Here is a 14,884-nt window from a genome sequence, read left to right as displayed (position 1 = left end):
TCAAACATTAAAAATAAAATCATGCACAAGAACTTTATGTTTTTTCTGCTGTTGTTTGTGAATTTCATAACGGCACAGGAAAATAATGTAACGGGTACGATTGTCGATGAACACAATCTGCCTGTGATTGGTGCTTCCGTAACCTGGAAAGACACTACTATTGGTGTAACCACTGATGAAAACGGCTTTTTCAGCCTTCCTTTTTCTGAAGAAAATAAAAAATTAATGATTAGCTATATCGGCTATGAAACGCAAACGCTGGAAGTTCATGAGCCGAAAGTACTCAAAATAAATGTAAAACCCTCGAAGACATTAGGGGAAGTTGTCGTTCAGACGAAACGAAACAGTCTTCAAAAATCCTATGTCAAAACGGCTAATGTCGTTACAATGAGTAGTAAAGAACTACTTAAAGCAGCTTGTTGTAACCTGTCAGAAAGTTTTGAAACCAATCCGTCAATCGATGTTAACTTTTCGGATGCGATTTCCGGAAGTAAACAAATCAAAATGTTAGGATTAACCAGTCCGTATATTCTGATAGCAGAAGAAAATATCCCGTCTGTCCGGGGCGCATCTCAGGCTTACGGATTGTCTTTTACGCCGGGTACCTGGGTTGAAAGTATTCAGGTAACAAAAGGTGCCGGTAGCGTGGTAAACGGATATGAAAGTATATCGGGGCAGATTAATACCGAATTGATCAAGCCTGCTAATGATATTCCGTTTTTCCTGAATGCCTACGGTTCGACTGATAGTCGTTATGAGCTGAATACCCATTTCAATAAAAAAATATCCGATAAATGGAGTAGCAGTTTGTTTCTACACGGTAATGCGCGCGTGGCTAAAAACGATATGAATCACGACGGTTTTCTGGATAATCCGTTGGGAAAACAAATCAACGTATTAAACCGTTGGCAGTATAGTGATGCCGAAAAAGGTTGGGTAAGCTTTATCAATCTTCGTTATATGCGTGATGAAAAGCAAACCGGACAAGTAGAATTTGACCCGGATCGGGATAAGTTTACAAATAACTATTGGGGATCCGAAATCAATACGGATAAAGTAGATTTGTCAACAAAAATCGGATATGTATTCCCGGATATGCCGTATCAGAGTATCGGTTTTCAAAACTCATTTAATTATCATAAGCAGGAGTCGTACTTCGGATTTAATCAATACAATATCCAGCAAAACAGCTTTTATTCCAATCTGATTTTTAACTCGATTATCAGCAATACATTGAATAAATTCTCAACCGGTTTGAACTTTACTTCTGATGATTATAATGAATATGTGTTTGTAGGTTCTGCAATGGATGTAAGCCGACGTGATAACTCCATTGGTGCTTTTTTTGAATATACATATGATAATACCGATAATTTTAGTCTTGTAGCGGGTGCGCGTTATGATGTTCATAATCGTTTAGGCGCCTTTTTTACACCACGTGTACATATGCGCTATAATCCGTGGGAGAAAGCGGTTTTCAGAGCTTCAGCGGGAAGAGGAAAAAGAAGTGCTAATATTTTTGCTGAAAACCAACAGCTATTTGCGACATCAAGAGCGTTTAATATCCTGAATACCGGAGGGAAAATCTACGGATTGGATCCGGAAATTGCGTGGAATTATGGTGTAAGTTTTATGCAGGGTTTCCAGTTATTCGGAAGAACGGCAGAAGTGAGTCTTGACTTTTACCGAACGGATTTTGAAAACCAGGCGGTAGTCGATTTATATGCCGGTCCGCAACAGGTATTGTTTTATAATTTGGACGGAAAATCGTATGCTAACAGTCTGCAATTGGAATTTAACTATGAATTCTTTAAACACCTGAATTTGCGTACAGCGTATAAATATTACGACATTCAGACCGATTACCTTAGCGGAGCCAAAGAACGTCCGTTACAGGCGAAACACCGTGTTTTTGCTAACTTAGCTTTTGAAACCCATATAAAAGAAAAAGGACAGCAATGGAAATTTGACTTTACGTATAACTGGATGGGAGCGCAACGTTTACCGAATACGGCAGACAATGCTTTACTACGTGACCGATTGCCGGATTATTCACCGTCATTCTCGGTAATGAATGCCCAGATCACACGAACATTTTCCAGTACGTTTGAAGTATACGTAGGAGGTGAAAATATTGGAAATTATAAACAGAAAAAAGCTATTTTAGGAGCAGAAAATCCGTTTGGTCCGTCATTTGATAGCTCTATTATCTATGCGCCGGTATTCGGACAAATGTATTATGCCGGATTGCGTTTTAAAATTAAATAACGATTAAACTGTAAAAAGATGAAAAAAATAATAGTAGTGCTATTACTCTCAATAGTGGGATTTTCGGCACAAGCGCAGGAAAAGAAAAATAAAAATGCAAAGCACGATATCGCGGTAAAAGGAAACTGCGAAATGTGTAAAAAGCGAATTGAAAAGGCGGCCTATGCCGTTCCGGGAGTAAAATCAGCGATCTGGACAGCGGATAATCAATCGCTGCATGTGATTATGAATGAAGAAAAAGCAACTCCGTTACAAATTCAGGAATCGATTGCCAAAGCTGGACACGATACGGAAACAGTAAAAGCCACTACCGATGATTACGGAAAGCTACATAGTTGTTGTCAATATGAAAGATAAAATTAAAAATCCCGGTTCAAAAGAATCGGGATTTTTTTTATAACTCAGTAAAATTATATGTAAAAGCAATAGTATGTTAATGATCTTATTTTGACTTCTATTGGAGCTGTTTGTTTTGTGGTAAAATAATGAAAATCATTACCTTGTTTCTGTTTGGTAAAAAAATAAATTCAAATAAAGTTCGGTTTTATTCAGAACTTTTTATATTTTTGTTATGCGGATAATAGGTAAGAAAATCATTTTAAAATTAAAAAGAAAAAATATCGGGAATAAAAAGCTGTGTGATGCTGTTGATAAACTGATTACAGATTTAGAAATATTTGACCCGGTTAGAGAAGATATAATAACGATTAGAAAAGATGCTGATTGTGTACACAGTGACGGTTTTTTCTTTTTTGATATCAATATTCACAGAACATTGATTTTAATTGAGATGGATGAGGAAGGAGAAGCTACAATAATATGGGCCGGGACGCATCAGGAATACGAAAGGATCTTTAAGAATAACAGAATAGTCATTGAAAAATGGTTGAAAAATAAAAATTATATTGAATAATGAAAACACATTTTGATATAGAACAGCTTGTAGAAAAAGGAGTTATAACAAATGAAATGGACTTTGAAAGAGCCTTAATTGCAGAGAGAAAATTAAGAATCTTATCGAAAGACAGTTTGCATTTTAAAAATCTAAGAAAAAAACTAAGGGATCTGCTTGAAGCGTATGAGCGTAAGGAGTGGTCGGACTTGGAAAAATTGACAGATGAAAAAATGGCGGAAAGCGATCTTTCTGAAAAACTGGCGGAGAAAGAACGAATTTTTATAGAAAACAGAAAACAACTAATTCGAAACAAACTAAAGACTCTGAATCTGACACAAAAAGAGCTGGGAACTGTTTTAGGGCATAAAAGTAAAACGCATATGTCGGAATTGATGAATGGGATTAAACCTTTTACGTTAAAAGATTTAATCGTAATCAACTGTCTGTTAAAAATAAACATGAAAGAATTGATCCCGGTTTTTTTATCAAAAGAAGACATAGTTAAAATTAAAACAGCTATAAAAGCATTAGGAAAGGAAGATCTGATACTTTGCTCGTATTGATAGAAGAAGAAAAACGACAAGAAAAAACCGAAATGTGAAAAACCGTATTGTTTGCAATTTTCAGGATGTTAATTTTCCGGAAATTTTAAAGCATAATTTAAAAAGAACCACTCTTCGGAGTGGTTTTTTATTGGTATTGTGTGTCGAATTATTGATACGAATAATGGAATGGCTGAGGTTGTTCACAATATATCTGTTATAGATCCCGAAACAGTTGTAAATAAAGGAATGTTAGGATGTTAAAAAGGAAATTAAATGCTATTCCGCGTGTAATTCTCTGGGACTTTTGGGCTGAAAAAATTATATTTGTAAAAATCGGTCGATACGAAAAAAATAAGCCGTTTTATGGCGATGATCAATGATTAAGCAGTAATTTTTCGAATCGACTGTCTGTCACCCGAAACTCACTTTACTACATTTATGAAAACAACTAACATTTTAGCAACAGGATTGCTGTTGCTAGGGTTCTTTATGCCGCAACATATGCAGGCTCAGGACTTTTTTAAAGATCGGAAACTGAATCTGAACGAAGACGGATCCAATTATGTGAAATTTACTTTCCTGACACAAGCCTGGCTCCGAAATCAGGATTTTAACCCCGGATCAACAATCAACAATGTACCGCAGGATAACGGAACGGATATCGGAATTCGCCGATATCGCGTACAAATGTTCGGTCAGCTAACAGATCGTGTTTTTATCTATACGCAATTCGGGGAAAACAATTTCAATAGTATGTCCGATCGAAAAGTCGGTTTCTTTGTACATGATGCGATGGGAGATTATGCCATCGATAAAGATAAATTATCTCTGGGAATGGGATTGTCCGGTTGGAGCGGACTGGCGCGTTTTGCAGCACCGTCGGCCGGAACGATTCTGGGAGTTGATGCACCTTTGTATCAGCAAAGTACGAATGATGTAACCGATCAGTTTTTGCGAAAGCTTTCCGTGTTTGCAAAGGGAAAACTAGGAAAATTCGATTACCGGATTGCTATGGCTAAACCGATGAATATTCAGAAATCGGCCAATTATAATCCGACAATTACATCTAATGCTTCTTTTTCTGCCGATCCGCCGGATATGCAATGGAACGGATATTTCCAGTATCAGTTTAAAGATCAGGAATCCAATCAGACACCCTATATGACGGGAACGTATTTAGGAAAGAAAAAAGTCTTGAACATCGGAGCCGGATTTGTTTATCAGAAAGATGCTATGTGGCGATTGGGAACTGCTAATGATACGATTCGCGAGAATATGGTCCATCTGGCAGCCGATATCTATTATGATGCTCCGATAGGGAGTAAAGGAGAAGCAATCAGTGCTTACGGAAGTGTGACGCATTATGATTTCGGTAAAAACTATATCCGGAATGCAGCGGTAATGAATCCCGTAAACGGAACGAAAGATCCGACAATTTTAAACGGCAGCGGAAATGGTTTTCCGATGTATGGAACCGGTACTATTTTATACGGACAACTGGGGTATAAATTAAAAGATAATTTAATTGGGAAAACGACTTTAATGCCTTACGTTTCATTACAACATGCCAATTATGAACGTTTGAATACAGCGATGAATTTTTACGATATAGGAGTGAACTGGCTTTTGTCCGGACATACATCCAAATTTACGCTGGCTTATCAAAACCGACCGGTTTATAATACAACCGGTGATCAGTTGGAAAGAAAAGGAGCATTTATAGCACAATATCAAGTGTTTTTTAACTAAAGAATATAAAAAAACCGAAGTTCAAGCTTCGGTTTTTGTTTTTATAAATGAATTATCTTTTCTTCGGAAATCAACTCACCGTTAGAACCGATTCCTTCGATTTTTACTTTTACACTTTTCTGATTGTAATTCGGAATTGAAAAAGTAAAAGCGCCGTTTTCATCAGTTTCAACATTCGGAGTCCAGTTAATAGTACCGTAATTGATAAATCCGGCATCGTAATCCAAATAATCCGGATTTTTAAAGCTTTTATAAGGCTGGAATGCTTTTTTTACAACATAGGATTGGGCTTTTGATCTTGCCGGTTCAGAAGTTCCCATATAGCGTTTTGTATAAATGCGAATATAGCCGCTACCGCCATCCATTCCAAGTCCGTAACCGTTTTTACTGATATAAATCTCTTCTACCATATCCAATGACATACCGATAAGCATGGTCAAATCGGGTTGTAACGGGACATCATCAACAAAAACAGCAGGAGAGGGATTGCCGCGGAGTGATCGTGTGATACGATTATTAATATAAACATCACCGTTTTTATAAATTACATCAAAACCATGAGCGCCGATAAATGGAAGAACTTCTCTAAAAGAGGCGAAATCACCACTGCTTATTTTGAAGCCTCTGGCCATTGAATTGCTAAACCGGTTTATATTTTTTAAAACCGGAGCTTTTGGCGCTTTCTTTATATTGACATCATTCAGTTGTACGACTTTCGTATCCCGAACATAAGGAAACGAATAGGTTTCTGTTTTATTAGTAGGTGAAGTCCCATCTGGGCATTGTGAAGGCAATTGTGGAAGCTGTTTTAAAAATATGTTTTGTCCTTTTAGTACCTGGATTGACATAGGAATTTCCTCGATTTTTCCTTTTCTATTCTGTAGAATAAATGAGACTTTGGTTGAATCGGATAAAATGACATTATTGAAGAAGAATTCATTTTTATCATTAATCTCCGATTGTTTTTTGATACTGTTAAAAAACGCACTCATTTCTACAAAATATTTATCTCTGTCGGAAAGCGGCTTGTTAATGGTGCCTTTAATCGTTATGCCGGTTTGAAATTCATATTTGTTATCCGGAACGGCAGTATTTGAAATCGTTTCAAAATCATATTTAGGCTTTTGAGTAATCAGATACGTATCCAGTTCATAATGTCTGTTTCTGGAAAAATCCGCAAGATAGGTTGCCGGATTGCCGGACCAATAATGATTCAGATAGGTCGAAAAAATAAACGTGTCGTATAACGAACGGGTATCACCGGTTGCCACTGATTTTTCAGGAACTACTGAAATGCTGAGACTGGCAAACGGAATTGTAGAAGATCCTTTAAAAATAATAGAATCGTTTCGTTTTTTTGCGATCGTAACAATAGATTCTTTCAGAATAGAATAAGGTTTGAAAATCAGACGATCGGCTATTTTTTTATTGTTTGAATCAATCAGTGTTAAGGTGTTGATACCATTATAAAAATGATCGTTATTAATGGTAAAACTTTCTTCATTTGTTCCTTTTTTAAGAATTAAGGACTCTATCAGTGTCACTTTTTCATCTTGTTGGATGATAAGCGAAAGCTGTGTGTCTACAGTAACCGGAGTTACACTTCTTATTTTTAAAAAGGCTTTATCTGTTAATGTATAATTGTTGATGCTAAAAGTATAGCCTTCTGTTTTTGCAGCGGGAAGGGCAAATGATTGTGTGGTATTATTGATCGTGAAAACAGCTTTATAAGGGGCGTCTTGGTTTCGTAGCAGATCAAACCGGCCTATACCGTTTTCGTTAGTAGAAAAACGGGTCACAACAACTCCTTTAGCATTTACAATTGATCCGTCCCGGATTATAGCCGGTTTTTCGTTACAATCGGTTATTTTTATTCCAATGGTATTGGTCGTATTTTCTAATAGTACACCGCTTTCAGGAAAAAATTGAACCGTAAGGGCTTTAAGGTTTAATTTGGAATTTGTATTTGAAGTTGCCGGATCGGAAGGATTCAGAATACGGATTTTATATAGAGCCGATTCATCTTCTTTAAAATTATTCATGAAGTTAGTATAAGCCCTTATGTAATAATTTCCTGTTGCTGTTTTTTTATCTAACGAAATATAGCCTTCCAGAATGCCATTACTGGAATAGCATAGTTCAGATTGTATTTTTGTTCCTTTTTCATCTACTAAATCGACATAAACATTGGCCGTTTGCGGAAAAGGAAGCTTATTTTTTTCTTCAATGACATACCCTTTAAACCAAATGGTTTCTTCGCTCAGGTAAACCGTTTTGTTGAGGTGAAGATGGATCTTTTCGCGGTTTGCTTTAAAATAATTGCTATACAAGGATGCGATTTCCTGTTCACGTTGAGTGACCGACGATTGCGCCTGACTGTTATAGTGAACCAATAAAAGCAAAAGAAGAAGGTTTTTTAGCAGCATATTTGTTTTTGTTTTCTCAAAGATGAGAAATAAAAATGATAAAAAAAACCATCTTGCGAGCAAGATGGTTTTTTGAGTATATCTGAGTTGAAATATTACATCATTCCCGGCATTCCGCCTCCCATTGGCATAGCACCTCCGGCATTCTCTTCTTTAATTTCGATCAAAGCACATTCTGTTGTCAGGATCATTCCTGAAACAGATGCAGCGTTTTCAAGTGCTACACGTGTTACTTTTTTAGGATCGATAATTCCGGCTTTTAACATGTCAACATATTCGTCCGTTTTAGCGTTATATCCGAAGCTGTCTTTTCCTTCAGCTACTTTAGCTACTACTACAGAACCTTCTAAACCAGCATTTTCAACAATTGTTCTTAGCGGCGCTTCAACAGCACGGGAAACAATCTGAACTCCGGTTGCTTCATCTGCATTATCGGCTTTGATATTTGTTAATACAGCTTTAGCTCTTAATAAAGCAACACCACCACCGGCAACGATTCCTTCTTCAACAGCTGCACGAGTAGCATGTAAAGCGTCATCCACACGGTCTTTTTTCTCTTTCATTTCTACTTCAGAAGCGGCACCTACATATAATACAGCTACACCGCCGGCCAATTTAGCCAAACGCTCCTGTAGTTTTTCTCTGTCATAATCAGAAGTAGTAGTTTCCATTTGTGCTTTAATCTGGTTAACGCGATTTTTAATCATGTCAGCTTCACCGGCACCGTTTACTACTGTAGTATTGTCTTTATCGATTGTTACTTTTTCGCAAGTTCCTAACATGTCCAAAGTAGCATTTTCTAAGTTGTATCCGCTTTCTTCTGCGATTACAGTTCCGCCTGTCAGGATTGCAATATCTTCTAACATTGCTTTTCTTCTGTCACCAAAGCCTGGTGCTTTCACGGCAGCAATTTTCAATGCCCCTCTTAATTTGTTAACTACCAATGTAGAAAGCGCTTCCCCGTCAACATCTTCAGCGATGATTAACAATGGTTTTCCGGATTGTGCTACCGGCTCTAGGATTGGTAATAATTCTTTTAAAGAAGATACTTTTTTATCGTATAAAAGGATGTATGGTCTTTCTAATTCCACTTCCATTTTTTCCGGATTGGTCACGAAATAAGGTGATAAATAACCTCTGTCAAATTGCATTCCTTCTACAACATCAACATACGTATCCGTTCCTTTAGCTTCTTCAACAGTGATAACACCTTCTTTTCCTACTTTTCCGAAAGCAGTTGCGATCAAATCACCGATCACATCATCATTATTAGCGGAAATAGAAGCTACCTGTTTGATTTTTTCAGTTGAGCTACCCACTTCCTGAGCTTGTTTTTGTAAATCAGATACAATAGCTTCAACAGCTTTGTCGATTCCTCTTTTCAAATCCATCGGATTCGCTCCTGCTGCTACGTTTTTAAGACCTTCTTTTACGATTGCCTGTGCTAAAACAGTTGCAGTAGTTGTTCCGTCACCTGCAAGATCATTGGTTTTTGAAGCCACTTCTTTTACCATCTGTGCTCCCATGTTTTCTAAAGTGTCTTTTAATTCCACTTCTTTTGCCACAGAAACACCATCTTTAGTTACTGTAGGACCTCCGAATGATTTACTTATGATTACATTACGACCTTTAGGACCTAATGTTACTTTTACTGCATTTGCTAAAGCATCAACTCCACGTTTTAAACCATCACGTGCTTCAATATCAAATTTTATATCTTTTGCCATTTTATAATTCTTTAATTTTATTTGTTATCCTTTTTTATGGTACATTATTAGATGATCGCCAAAATGTCATCTTCTCTCATAATCAGGTAATCTTTACCTTCGAATTTTAAATCGGTTCCAGCATATTTACCGTATAAAACCGTATCTCCGACTTTTACCGTTAAGGGTTCGTCTTTTTTACCGTTTCCTACAGCTACCACAGTACCTTTCTGAGGTTTTTCTTTAGCTGTATCAGGGATGATAATACCGGAAGCGGTTTGCGTTTCAGCAGCCGCAGGTTCCACGATAACGCGATCTGAAAGTGGTTTAATGTTTAATGCCATAATGATATGTTATTTTATGTTATTATTTAGTTTGATGCAATTTACTTTTCAGAAAGTATGCCAATTGCTAAAACTGACAGTTTTTTGTAAAAAAAAATGCCAGCACTGACAGGCTGGCATTTTATAATCGTATACGTATGCTTATTTTTTAGCTTCTTCAGTAGTCGGAGCCGGAGTTGCTGCATCTGTAGTAGCTGCCGGAGCTTCTTCTGTTTTTGCAGCCGGAGCCGCTGTTTGGTTAGCTGCCGGTTTTGCAGGAGCTGCAACCGGAGCCGGAGTGTTGTTGTCAATTAATTTAGAACCGTTATCACCCATGCTTCCTGTGAAGCTTAAGCTGGATAATAAAATCAAAACGATTAAGGCAGTAGCCAAAGTCCATGTACTTTTATCAAGGAAGTCATTTGTTTTCTGAACACCACCCATCATTTGTGAACCACCAAGGCTTGAAGATAATCCTCCACCTTTAGGGTTTTGAACCATGATAACCACAATAAGTAAAAAACAAACGATTGTTATTAGTACTAAAAAAACTGAAAACATATTTTAATTTTTTAATTGTTATTTTGTTGTAATATCTTAATATCCGAAATTCGGTCTGCAAAGAAATGACTTTTTTCTGGATATTTCAAAATTAATATTTCATAAGCTTGAATTGCTTTCTGATATTTTTTTTGTTCGAGGTACACTTTTGCCAGTGTTTCGGTCATCAAATAAGAAGTGTCCTGAGTCGATTTGTCAATGTTTACGGGAGGTACAGGCGTATTTTTACTCGGAACTATTTTCGGATTGGTTTCAATAAATTTATCAATCAGATCTGATTTTTTCTTTTTCTCCGGATCAATTTCTTCTTTTTCAATCGGATTTTCACGGTCAATCGGACTAAATTTTGCCAATTGGAGCCATTCCTGGAACGAATGTTTTTCTTCTTTTGAAAATTCCAACGGTTTTCCGATCTCAAGATTTTCAACAGCCGTTTCAATTTCGGACGGTTCATTTACCGGAATGATTTGGGTTTCAACAGCCGGCTTTTCAGTCTCCGGTTCCGCAACTTTAATCGAAGTGCGAATGGATTGCTCTAAAGCGGTTTCTGTTTTTTCTTGTTTTTCTGCCGTTGTTTCCGTTTTGATTTCGGTTTGGACAGGATCCGGTTCGGCTACTTTAATCGAAGATCGGATTGACTGTTCCAACGGATCGACTTCTTTAACAGCCGGTTTTGTTTCTTCCGGAATAACAACTTTATATTGATTGACAATAATATCCTGAATAGCCGCTTCTTTTTCTTCAAAGAAAGCCTGTTGTATTGATGTGAAATTTTTCGATGTAATAAATTCGAAAAGGATGCTTCTGTCGGTAGTATAGGCTGCTGTCTTTTTTAACTCGTGGTTGTAACGAAAACTGTTTTCATCGTAAAGCCCTTTTAGATGAATTGCCCGAGCCGCCTGAAAATAGGGGAACTGATGCAAAATACTTTCCAGTTCGATGGTTTGTCTCGACCGGATGTTTTCGGGTTTATTGAGTAAATAGGTTAAATCGTTTACGTTCACAATGACAGTTTTGTTGTTATTACCATTTCGCCAATGACTGGTTGAATACATCTTGTGTAATTCTTTCAAAAATAACGTTTAGTGCTTCTGAAAGTTTGGAACCAACCAATTGATCATTAGCAGGGAAGTCATAATAGAAAGAGAATTTTCTTTCGAAATCGTCATCCGATTTGTTTTTATTGGTAAAACGTACGTTTACCGTGATGGAAAGCCTGTTTTGATCGGCGCCCTGATTAGCATTCGATCCCATAGGTGTAATCCTGTAATCGGTAATTTCACCTTCATAAATCAGATCACCTCCGGTATTGGTAAGACTCAGATTGGTCTGATTCTGAATGATTTTTTGTAATTCGAGTGTAAAGTTTCTTTCAATTCCCGGTTCTACTAACGGTGCATTGTTTTGGAAATAATTAACCTGAAATGTCTTGGCATCTATTTTTCCGGTTCCGGTAAAGTTATAAACGGAACAGCTGCTTAGTAATAGCAGGATCGGGATTATAAAAAGGGATTTAAAATTTTTCATTTTGGAATATATTACAGATCGAATTGCTTAATTTTTCGGTATAATGTGCGTTCGGAAATGCCTAATTCATCTGCTGCTGCTTTTCTTTTTCCTTTGTTGCGTTCTAATGCTTTTTTGATCAGTTCGATTTCCTTTTGATCCAGGCGCAATGAATCTTCTTCTTCAACTGCTTCTGCGATCAGGTAGTTCTGATCGTCGTCATCGTCGTCAAACTCTTCCTGCATATTTTTCGAAGGAACCGGAATGGCGTCAAGGCTGTTTTGTTTTTCAAACGGAATTTCAGTTTCATCTGCCGTGCCGTAAATACGCTGAATCAGATTTTTATTGGTTTCCTGAACTTTATTGGTATTGCCGTTTTGCATCAATTCCAAAGTCAGTTTTTTCAAATCGTTCAAATCACTTTTCATGTCGAAAAGGATTTTATATAGAATTTCCCGTTCGGAACTGAAATCGCTATCCGCTTTTTTATCACTGATTACAGAAGGTAAATTGCTCCCTTCCATCGGTAAATACGACTGAAGTGTTGCTAATGAAATATCGCGGCTGGTTTCCAATACAGATATCTGCTCGGCTACATTGCGAAGCTGACGGATATTTCCGCTCCAACGGTATTTGGTAAGCCATTGAATTGCACCTTCGTCTAACTTTAAAGGCGGCATTTTATATTTATGAGCAAAATCAGATGCAAATTTGCGGAACAGCAAGTGGATGTCCTCTTTTCGTTCCCGTAACGGAGGAAGATTAATTTCTACGGTACTTAAACGATAATAAAGATCTTCTCTGAATTTTCCTTTTTCTATAGCGCTAACCATGTTGACATTAGTAGCGGCTACAATTCGTACGTTGGTTTTTTGTACTTGTGACGAACCTACTTTGATAAATTCTCCGTTTTCTAATACCCGTAATAAACGAACTTGAGTGGTTAACGGTAATTCACCGACTTCATCCAGGAAAATAGTTCCGCCGTCGGCTACTTCAAAATACCCTTCACGAGTTGCCGTTGCGCCTGTAAACGCTCCTTTTTCATGACCGAACAATTCACTGTCAATTGTTCCTTCCGGGATCGCACCACAGTTTACGGCGATATATTTTCCGTGCTTTCGATGGGAAAGGGAATGAATAATTTTCGGAATACTTTCTTTACCAACACCGCTTTCACCGGTTACTAATACCGAAATATCGGTTGGCGCAACCTGAATGGCTTTTTCGATGGCACGATTGAGTTTCGGGTCATTCCCGATAATTTCAAAACGCTGTTTTATGGCTTGGACGTTTTCCATGACAGAGGTTGTTTGGGTTATATTGATGCTGATATCGGTTTCGGATTTAATTCATTTCTGAATATCCGGTTGCTTCACCGATTAAGGTTGCCGTAGTACAATCGTTGATTTTAACCATTACAAAATCACCCACTTTATAGTTTTCTTTCGGGAAAACCACAACTACGTTTTCGGAATTTCTTCCGGACCAATGTGCATCAGATCGTTTAGAATCTTTTTCAATCAGTACTTCCACGGTTTGGTTCAGGAAGCGGGATGTTCTTTTATAGCTTAGTTCCTGTTGTAAATCGACAATTTCCTGTAAACGGCGTTTTTTTGTTTCTTCCGGCACATCATCTTCCATTTTTCTGGCGGCCAAAGTTCCCGGTCTTTCAGAATAAGCAAACATATAACCGAAATCATATTCTACATATTCCATTAGGCTTAAAGTATCCTGATGATCTTCTTCTGTTTCGGTAGGGAAACCGGTAATGATATCCTGTGAAATAGAACAGCCCGGAATAATAGTCTTGATTTTGTCGACTAAAGCCATATACTCTTCACGAGTATGCTGGCGATTCATTTCTTTTAATATACGGGTACTTCCGGATTGAACCGGTAAGTGAATGTAATTACAAACATTAGGATGTTTCGCGATAGCATGTAATACTTCTTCATGCATATCCTGCGGATTGGAAGTGGAAAAACGGTAACGGATTTTTGGATGTGCCGTTGCGCAGATATCCAGTAATTGAGCAAAATCCACTGCGGTAGCTTTTTGCATTTCGCTGGCTTTCTCGTAATCCTTTTTTAATCCGCCGCCATACCATAAATAACTATCAACGTTTTGTCCTAAAAGCGTCACTTCTTTAAAGCCTCTGCTAGCCAGATCGTTGATTTCTTCCAAAATACTTTGCGGTTCACGACTACGCTCACGACCACGGGTAAAAGGTACCACGCAGAACGTACACATATTGTCGCATCCTCTTGTAATAGATACAAAAGCAGTTACACCGTTACTTTGTAAACGGACAGGGGAGATGTCGCCGTAAGTTTCGTCTTTTGATAAAATTACATTAATGGCGTCACGGCCTTCCTCTACTTCTTTTAGTAGATTCGGAATGTCTTTGTAGGCATCCGGACCGACAACCATATCCACGATTTTTTCCTGTTCAAGGAACTGGCTTTTCAGACGTTCGGCCATACAGCCCAATACGCCCACTTTCATGCCGGGATTTATTTTTTTAACTGCGTTGTATTTCTCAAGGCGTTTGCGAACTGTTTGTTCTGCTTTGTCCCGAATGGAACAGGTGTTTACCAGAACCAAATCAGCTTCTTCCAATTTCTGAGTGGTATTGTATCCTTCATTCGCTAAAATTGAGGCTACAACTTCACTGTCGGAAAAATTCATCGCACAACCGTAGCTTTCAATAAAAAGCTTTTTGGAGTTTCCTTCTTTATTTTCAAGAACAAGGCTGGTTCCCTGTTTATTTTCTTCAATAACCTTTTCCATATATCACGATAAGGGTGTAAATCTTCTTAATCTGCAAAGATACTATTAAATTTTATTTTCTGACAAGATGACAGATTTGTTTAACACAGATTTTCAATTACGCCGTGAAAAG

General features: G+C 37.6%; 13 protein-coding genes. 5 read left to right on the top strand and 8 right to left on the bottom strand.

The window, feature by feature from the left end; all coding sequences use genetic code 11:
* Window positions 1-21: 21 nt before the first annotated feature.
* The 5 genes from NOX80_RS00650 (at window position 22) to NOX80_RS00630 (ending at window position 5,457) form a co-directional block, all read left to right on the top strand.
* Window positions 22-2,268, top strand: coding sequence for a TonB-dependent receptor plug domain-containing protein (locus NOX80_RS00650; protein WP_256551422.1), 2,247 nt, complete (start codon window positions 22-24; stop codon window positions 2,266-2,268).
* Window positions 2,269-2,286: 18 nt separating this feature from the next.
* Complete coding sequence (locus NOX80_RS00645) at window positions 2,287-2,625, top strand: heavy-metal-associated domain-containing protein (RefSeq protein WP_256551421.1); 339 nt, start codon at window positions 2,287-2,289, stop codon at window positions 2,623-2,625.
* Window positions 2,626-2,839: 214 nt separating this feature from the next.
* Window positions 2,840-3,181 carry a type II toxin-antitoxin system HigB family toxin gene (locus tag NOX80_RS00640; protein WP_256551420.1) on the top strand — a complete coding sequence of 114 codons (342 nt, stop codon included), beginning with the start codon at window positions 2,840-2,842 and terminating at the stop codon, window positions 3,179-3,181.
* On the top strand, window positions 3,181-3,726 hold the full coding sequence (locus tag NOX80_RS00635; RefSeq protein WP_256551419.1) for a transcriptional regulator: 546 nt from the start codon (window positions 3,181-3,183) through the stop codon (window positions 3,724-3,726). The genes NOX80_RS00640 and NOX80_RS00635 overlap by 1 nt, the downstream gene beginning before the upstream one ends.
* 420 nt (window positions 3,727-4,146) lie before the next feature.
* Window positions 4,147-5,457 carry a hypothetical protein gene (locus tag NOX80_RS00630; RefSeq protein WP_256551418.1) on the top strand — a complete coding sequence of 437 codons (1,311 nt, stop codon included), beginning with the start codon at window positions 4,147-4,149 and terminating at the stop codon, window positions 5,455-5,457.
* A gap of 41 nt (window positions 5,458-5,498) precedes the next feature.
* Here NOX80_RS00630 and NOX80_RS00625 read toward each other — a convergent pair whose 3' ends face one another.
* The 8 genes from NOX80_RS00625 to miaB form a co-directional block, all read right to left on the bottom strand.
* Window positions 5,499-7,883 carry a hypothetical protein gene (locus tag NOX80_RS00625; protein WP_256551417.1) on the bottom strand — a complete coding sequence of 795 codons (2,385 nt, stop codon included), beginning with the start codon at window positions 7,881-7,883 and terminating at the stop codon, window positions 5,499-5,501.
* Window positions 7,884-7,978: 95 nt separating this feature from the next.
* A complete protein-coding gene (groL, locus tag NOX80_RS00620; protein WP_256551416.1) occupies window positions 7,979-9,610 on the bottom strand; it encodes a chaperonin GroEL in 1,632 nt (543 codons plus the stop codon).
* A 47-nt stretch (window positions 9,611-9,657) separates the two neighbouring features.
* Window positions 9,658-9,933, bottom strand: coding sequence for a co-chaperone GroES (locus tag NOX80_RS00615; protein WP_256551415.1), 276 nt, complete (start codon window positions 9,931-9,933; stop codon window positions 9,658-9,660).
* 141 nt (window positions 9,934-10,074) lie between these two features.
* Window positions 10,075-10,473 (bottom strand): preprotein translocase subunit SecG, encoded by a 399-nt coding sequence (secG, locus tag NOX80_RS00610; RefSeq protein WP_256551414.1) that lies wholly within the window; start codon window positions 10,471-10,473, stop codon window positions 10,075-10,077.
* A gap of 11 nt (window positions 10,474-10,484) precedes the next feature.
* Entirely contained in the window at window positions 10,485-11,477 is a 993-nt protein-coding gene (locus tag NOX80_RS00605; protein ID WP_256551413.1) for a tetratricopeptide repeat protein, read from the bottom strand.
* A gap of 19 nt (window positions 11,478-11,496) precedes the next feature.
* On the bottom strand, window positions 11,497-12,000 hold the full coding sequence (locus NOX80_RS00600; protein WP_256551412.1) for an LptE family protein: 504 nt from the start codon (window positions 11,998-12,000) through the stop codon (window positions 11,497-11,499).
* An 11-nt stretch (window positions 12,001-12,011) separates the two neighbouring features.
* Window positions 12,012-13,280, bottom strand: coding sequence for a sigma-54 interaction domain-containing protein (locus NOX80_RS00595; RefSeq protein ID WP_256551411.1), 1,269 nt, complete (start codon window positions 13,278-13,280; stop codon window positions 12,012-12,014).
* Between the two features lie 46 nt (window positions 13,281-13,326).
* A complete protein-coding gene (miaB, locus tag NOX80_RS00590; protein ID WP_256551410.1) occupies window positions 13,327-14,772 on the bottom strand; it encodes a tRNA (N6-isopentenyl adenosine(37)-C2)-methylthiotransferase MiaB in 1,446 nt (481 codons plus the stop codon).
* Between the last annotated feature and the right edge of the window lie 112 nt (window positions 14,773-14,884).

Source organism: Flavobacterium cerinum, assembly GCF_024496085.1.
In the GTDB taxonomy this organism is placed as follows: Bacteria; Bacteroidota; Bacteroidia; order Flavobacteriales; family Flavobacteriaceae; genus Flavobacterium; species Flavobacterium cerinum_A.
The sequence above is the reverse complement of the archived record's forward strand: the minus strand, read 5'-3'. Positions and strand labels throughout refer to the sequence as shown.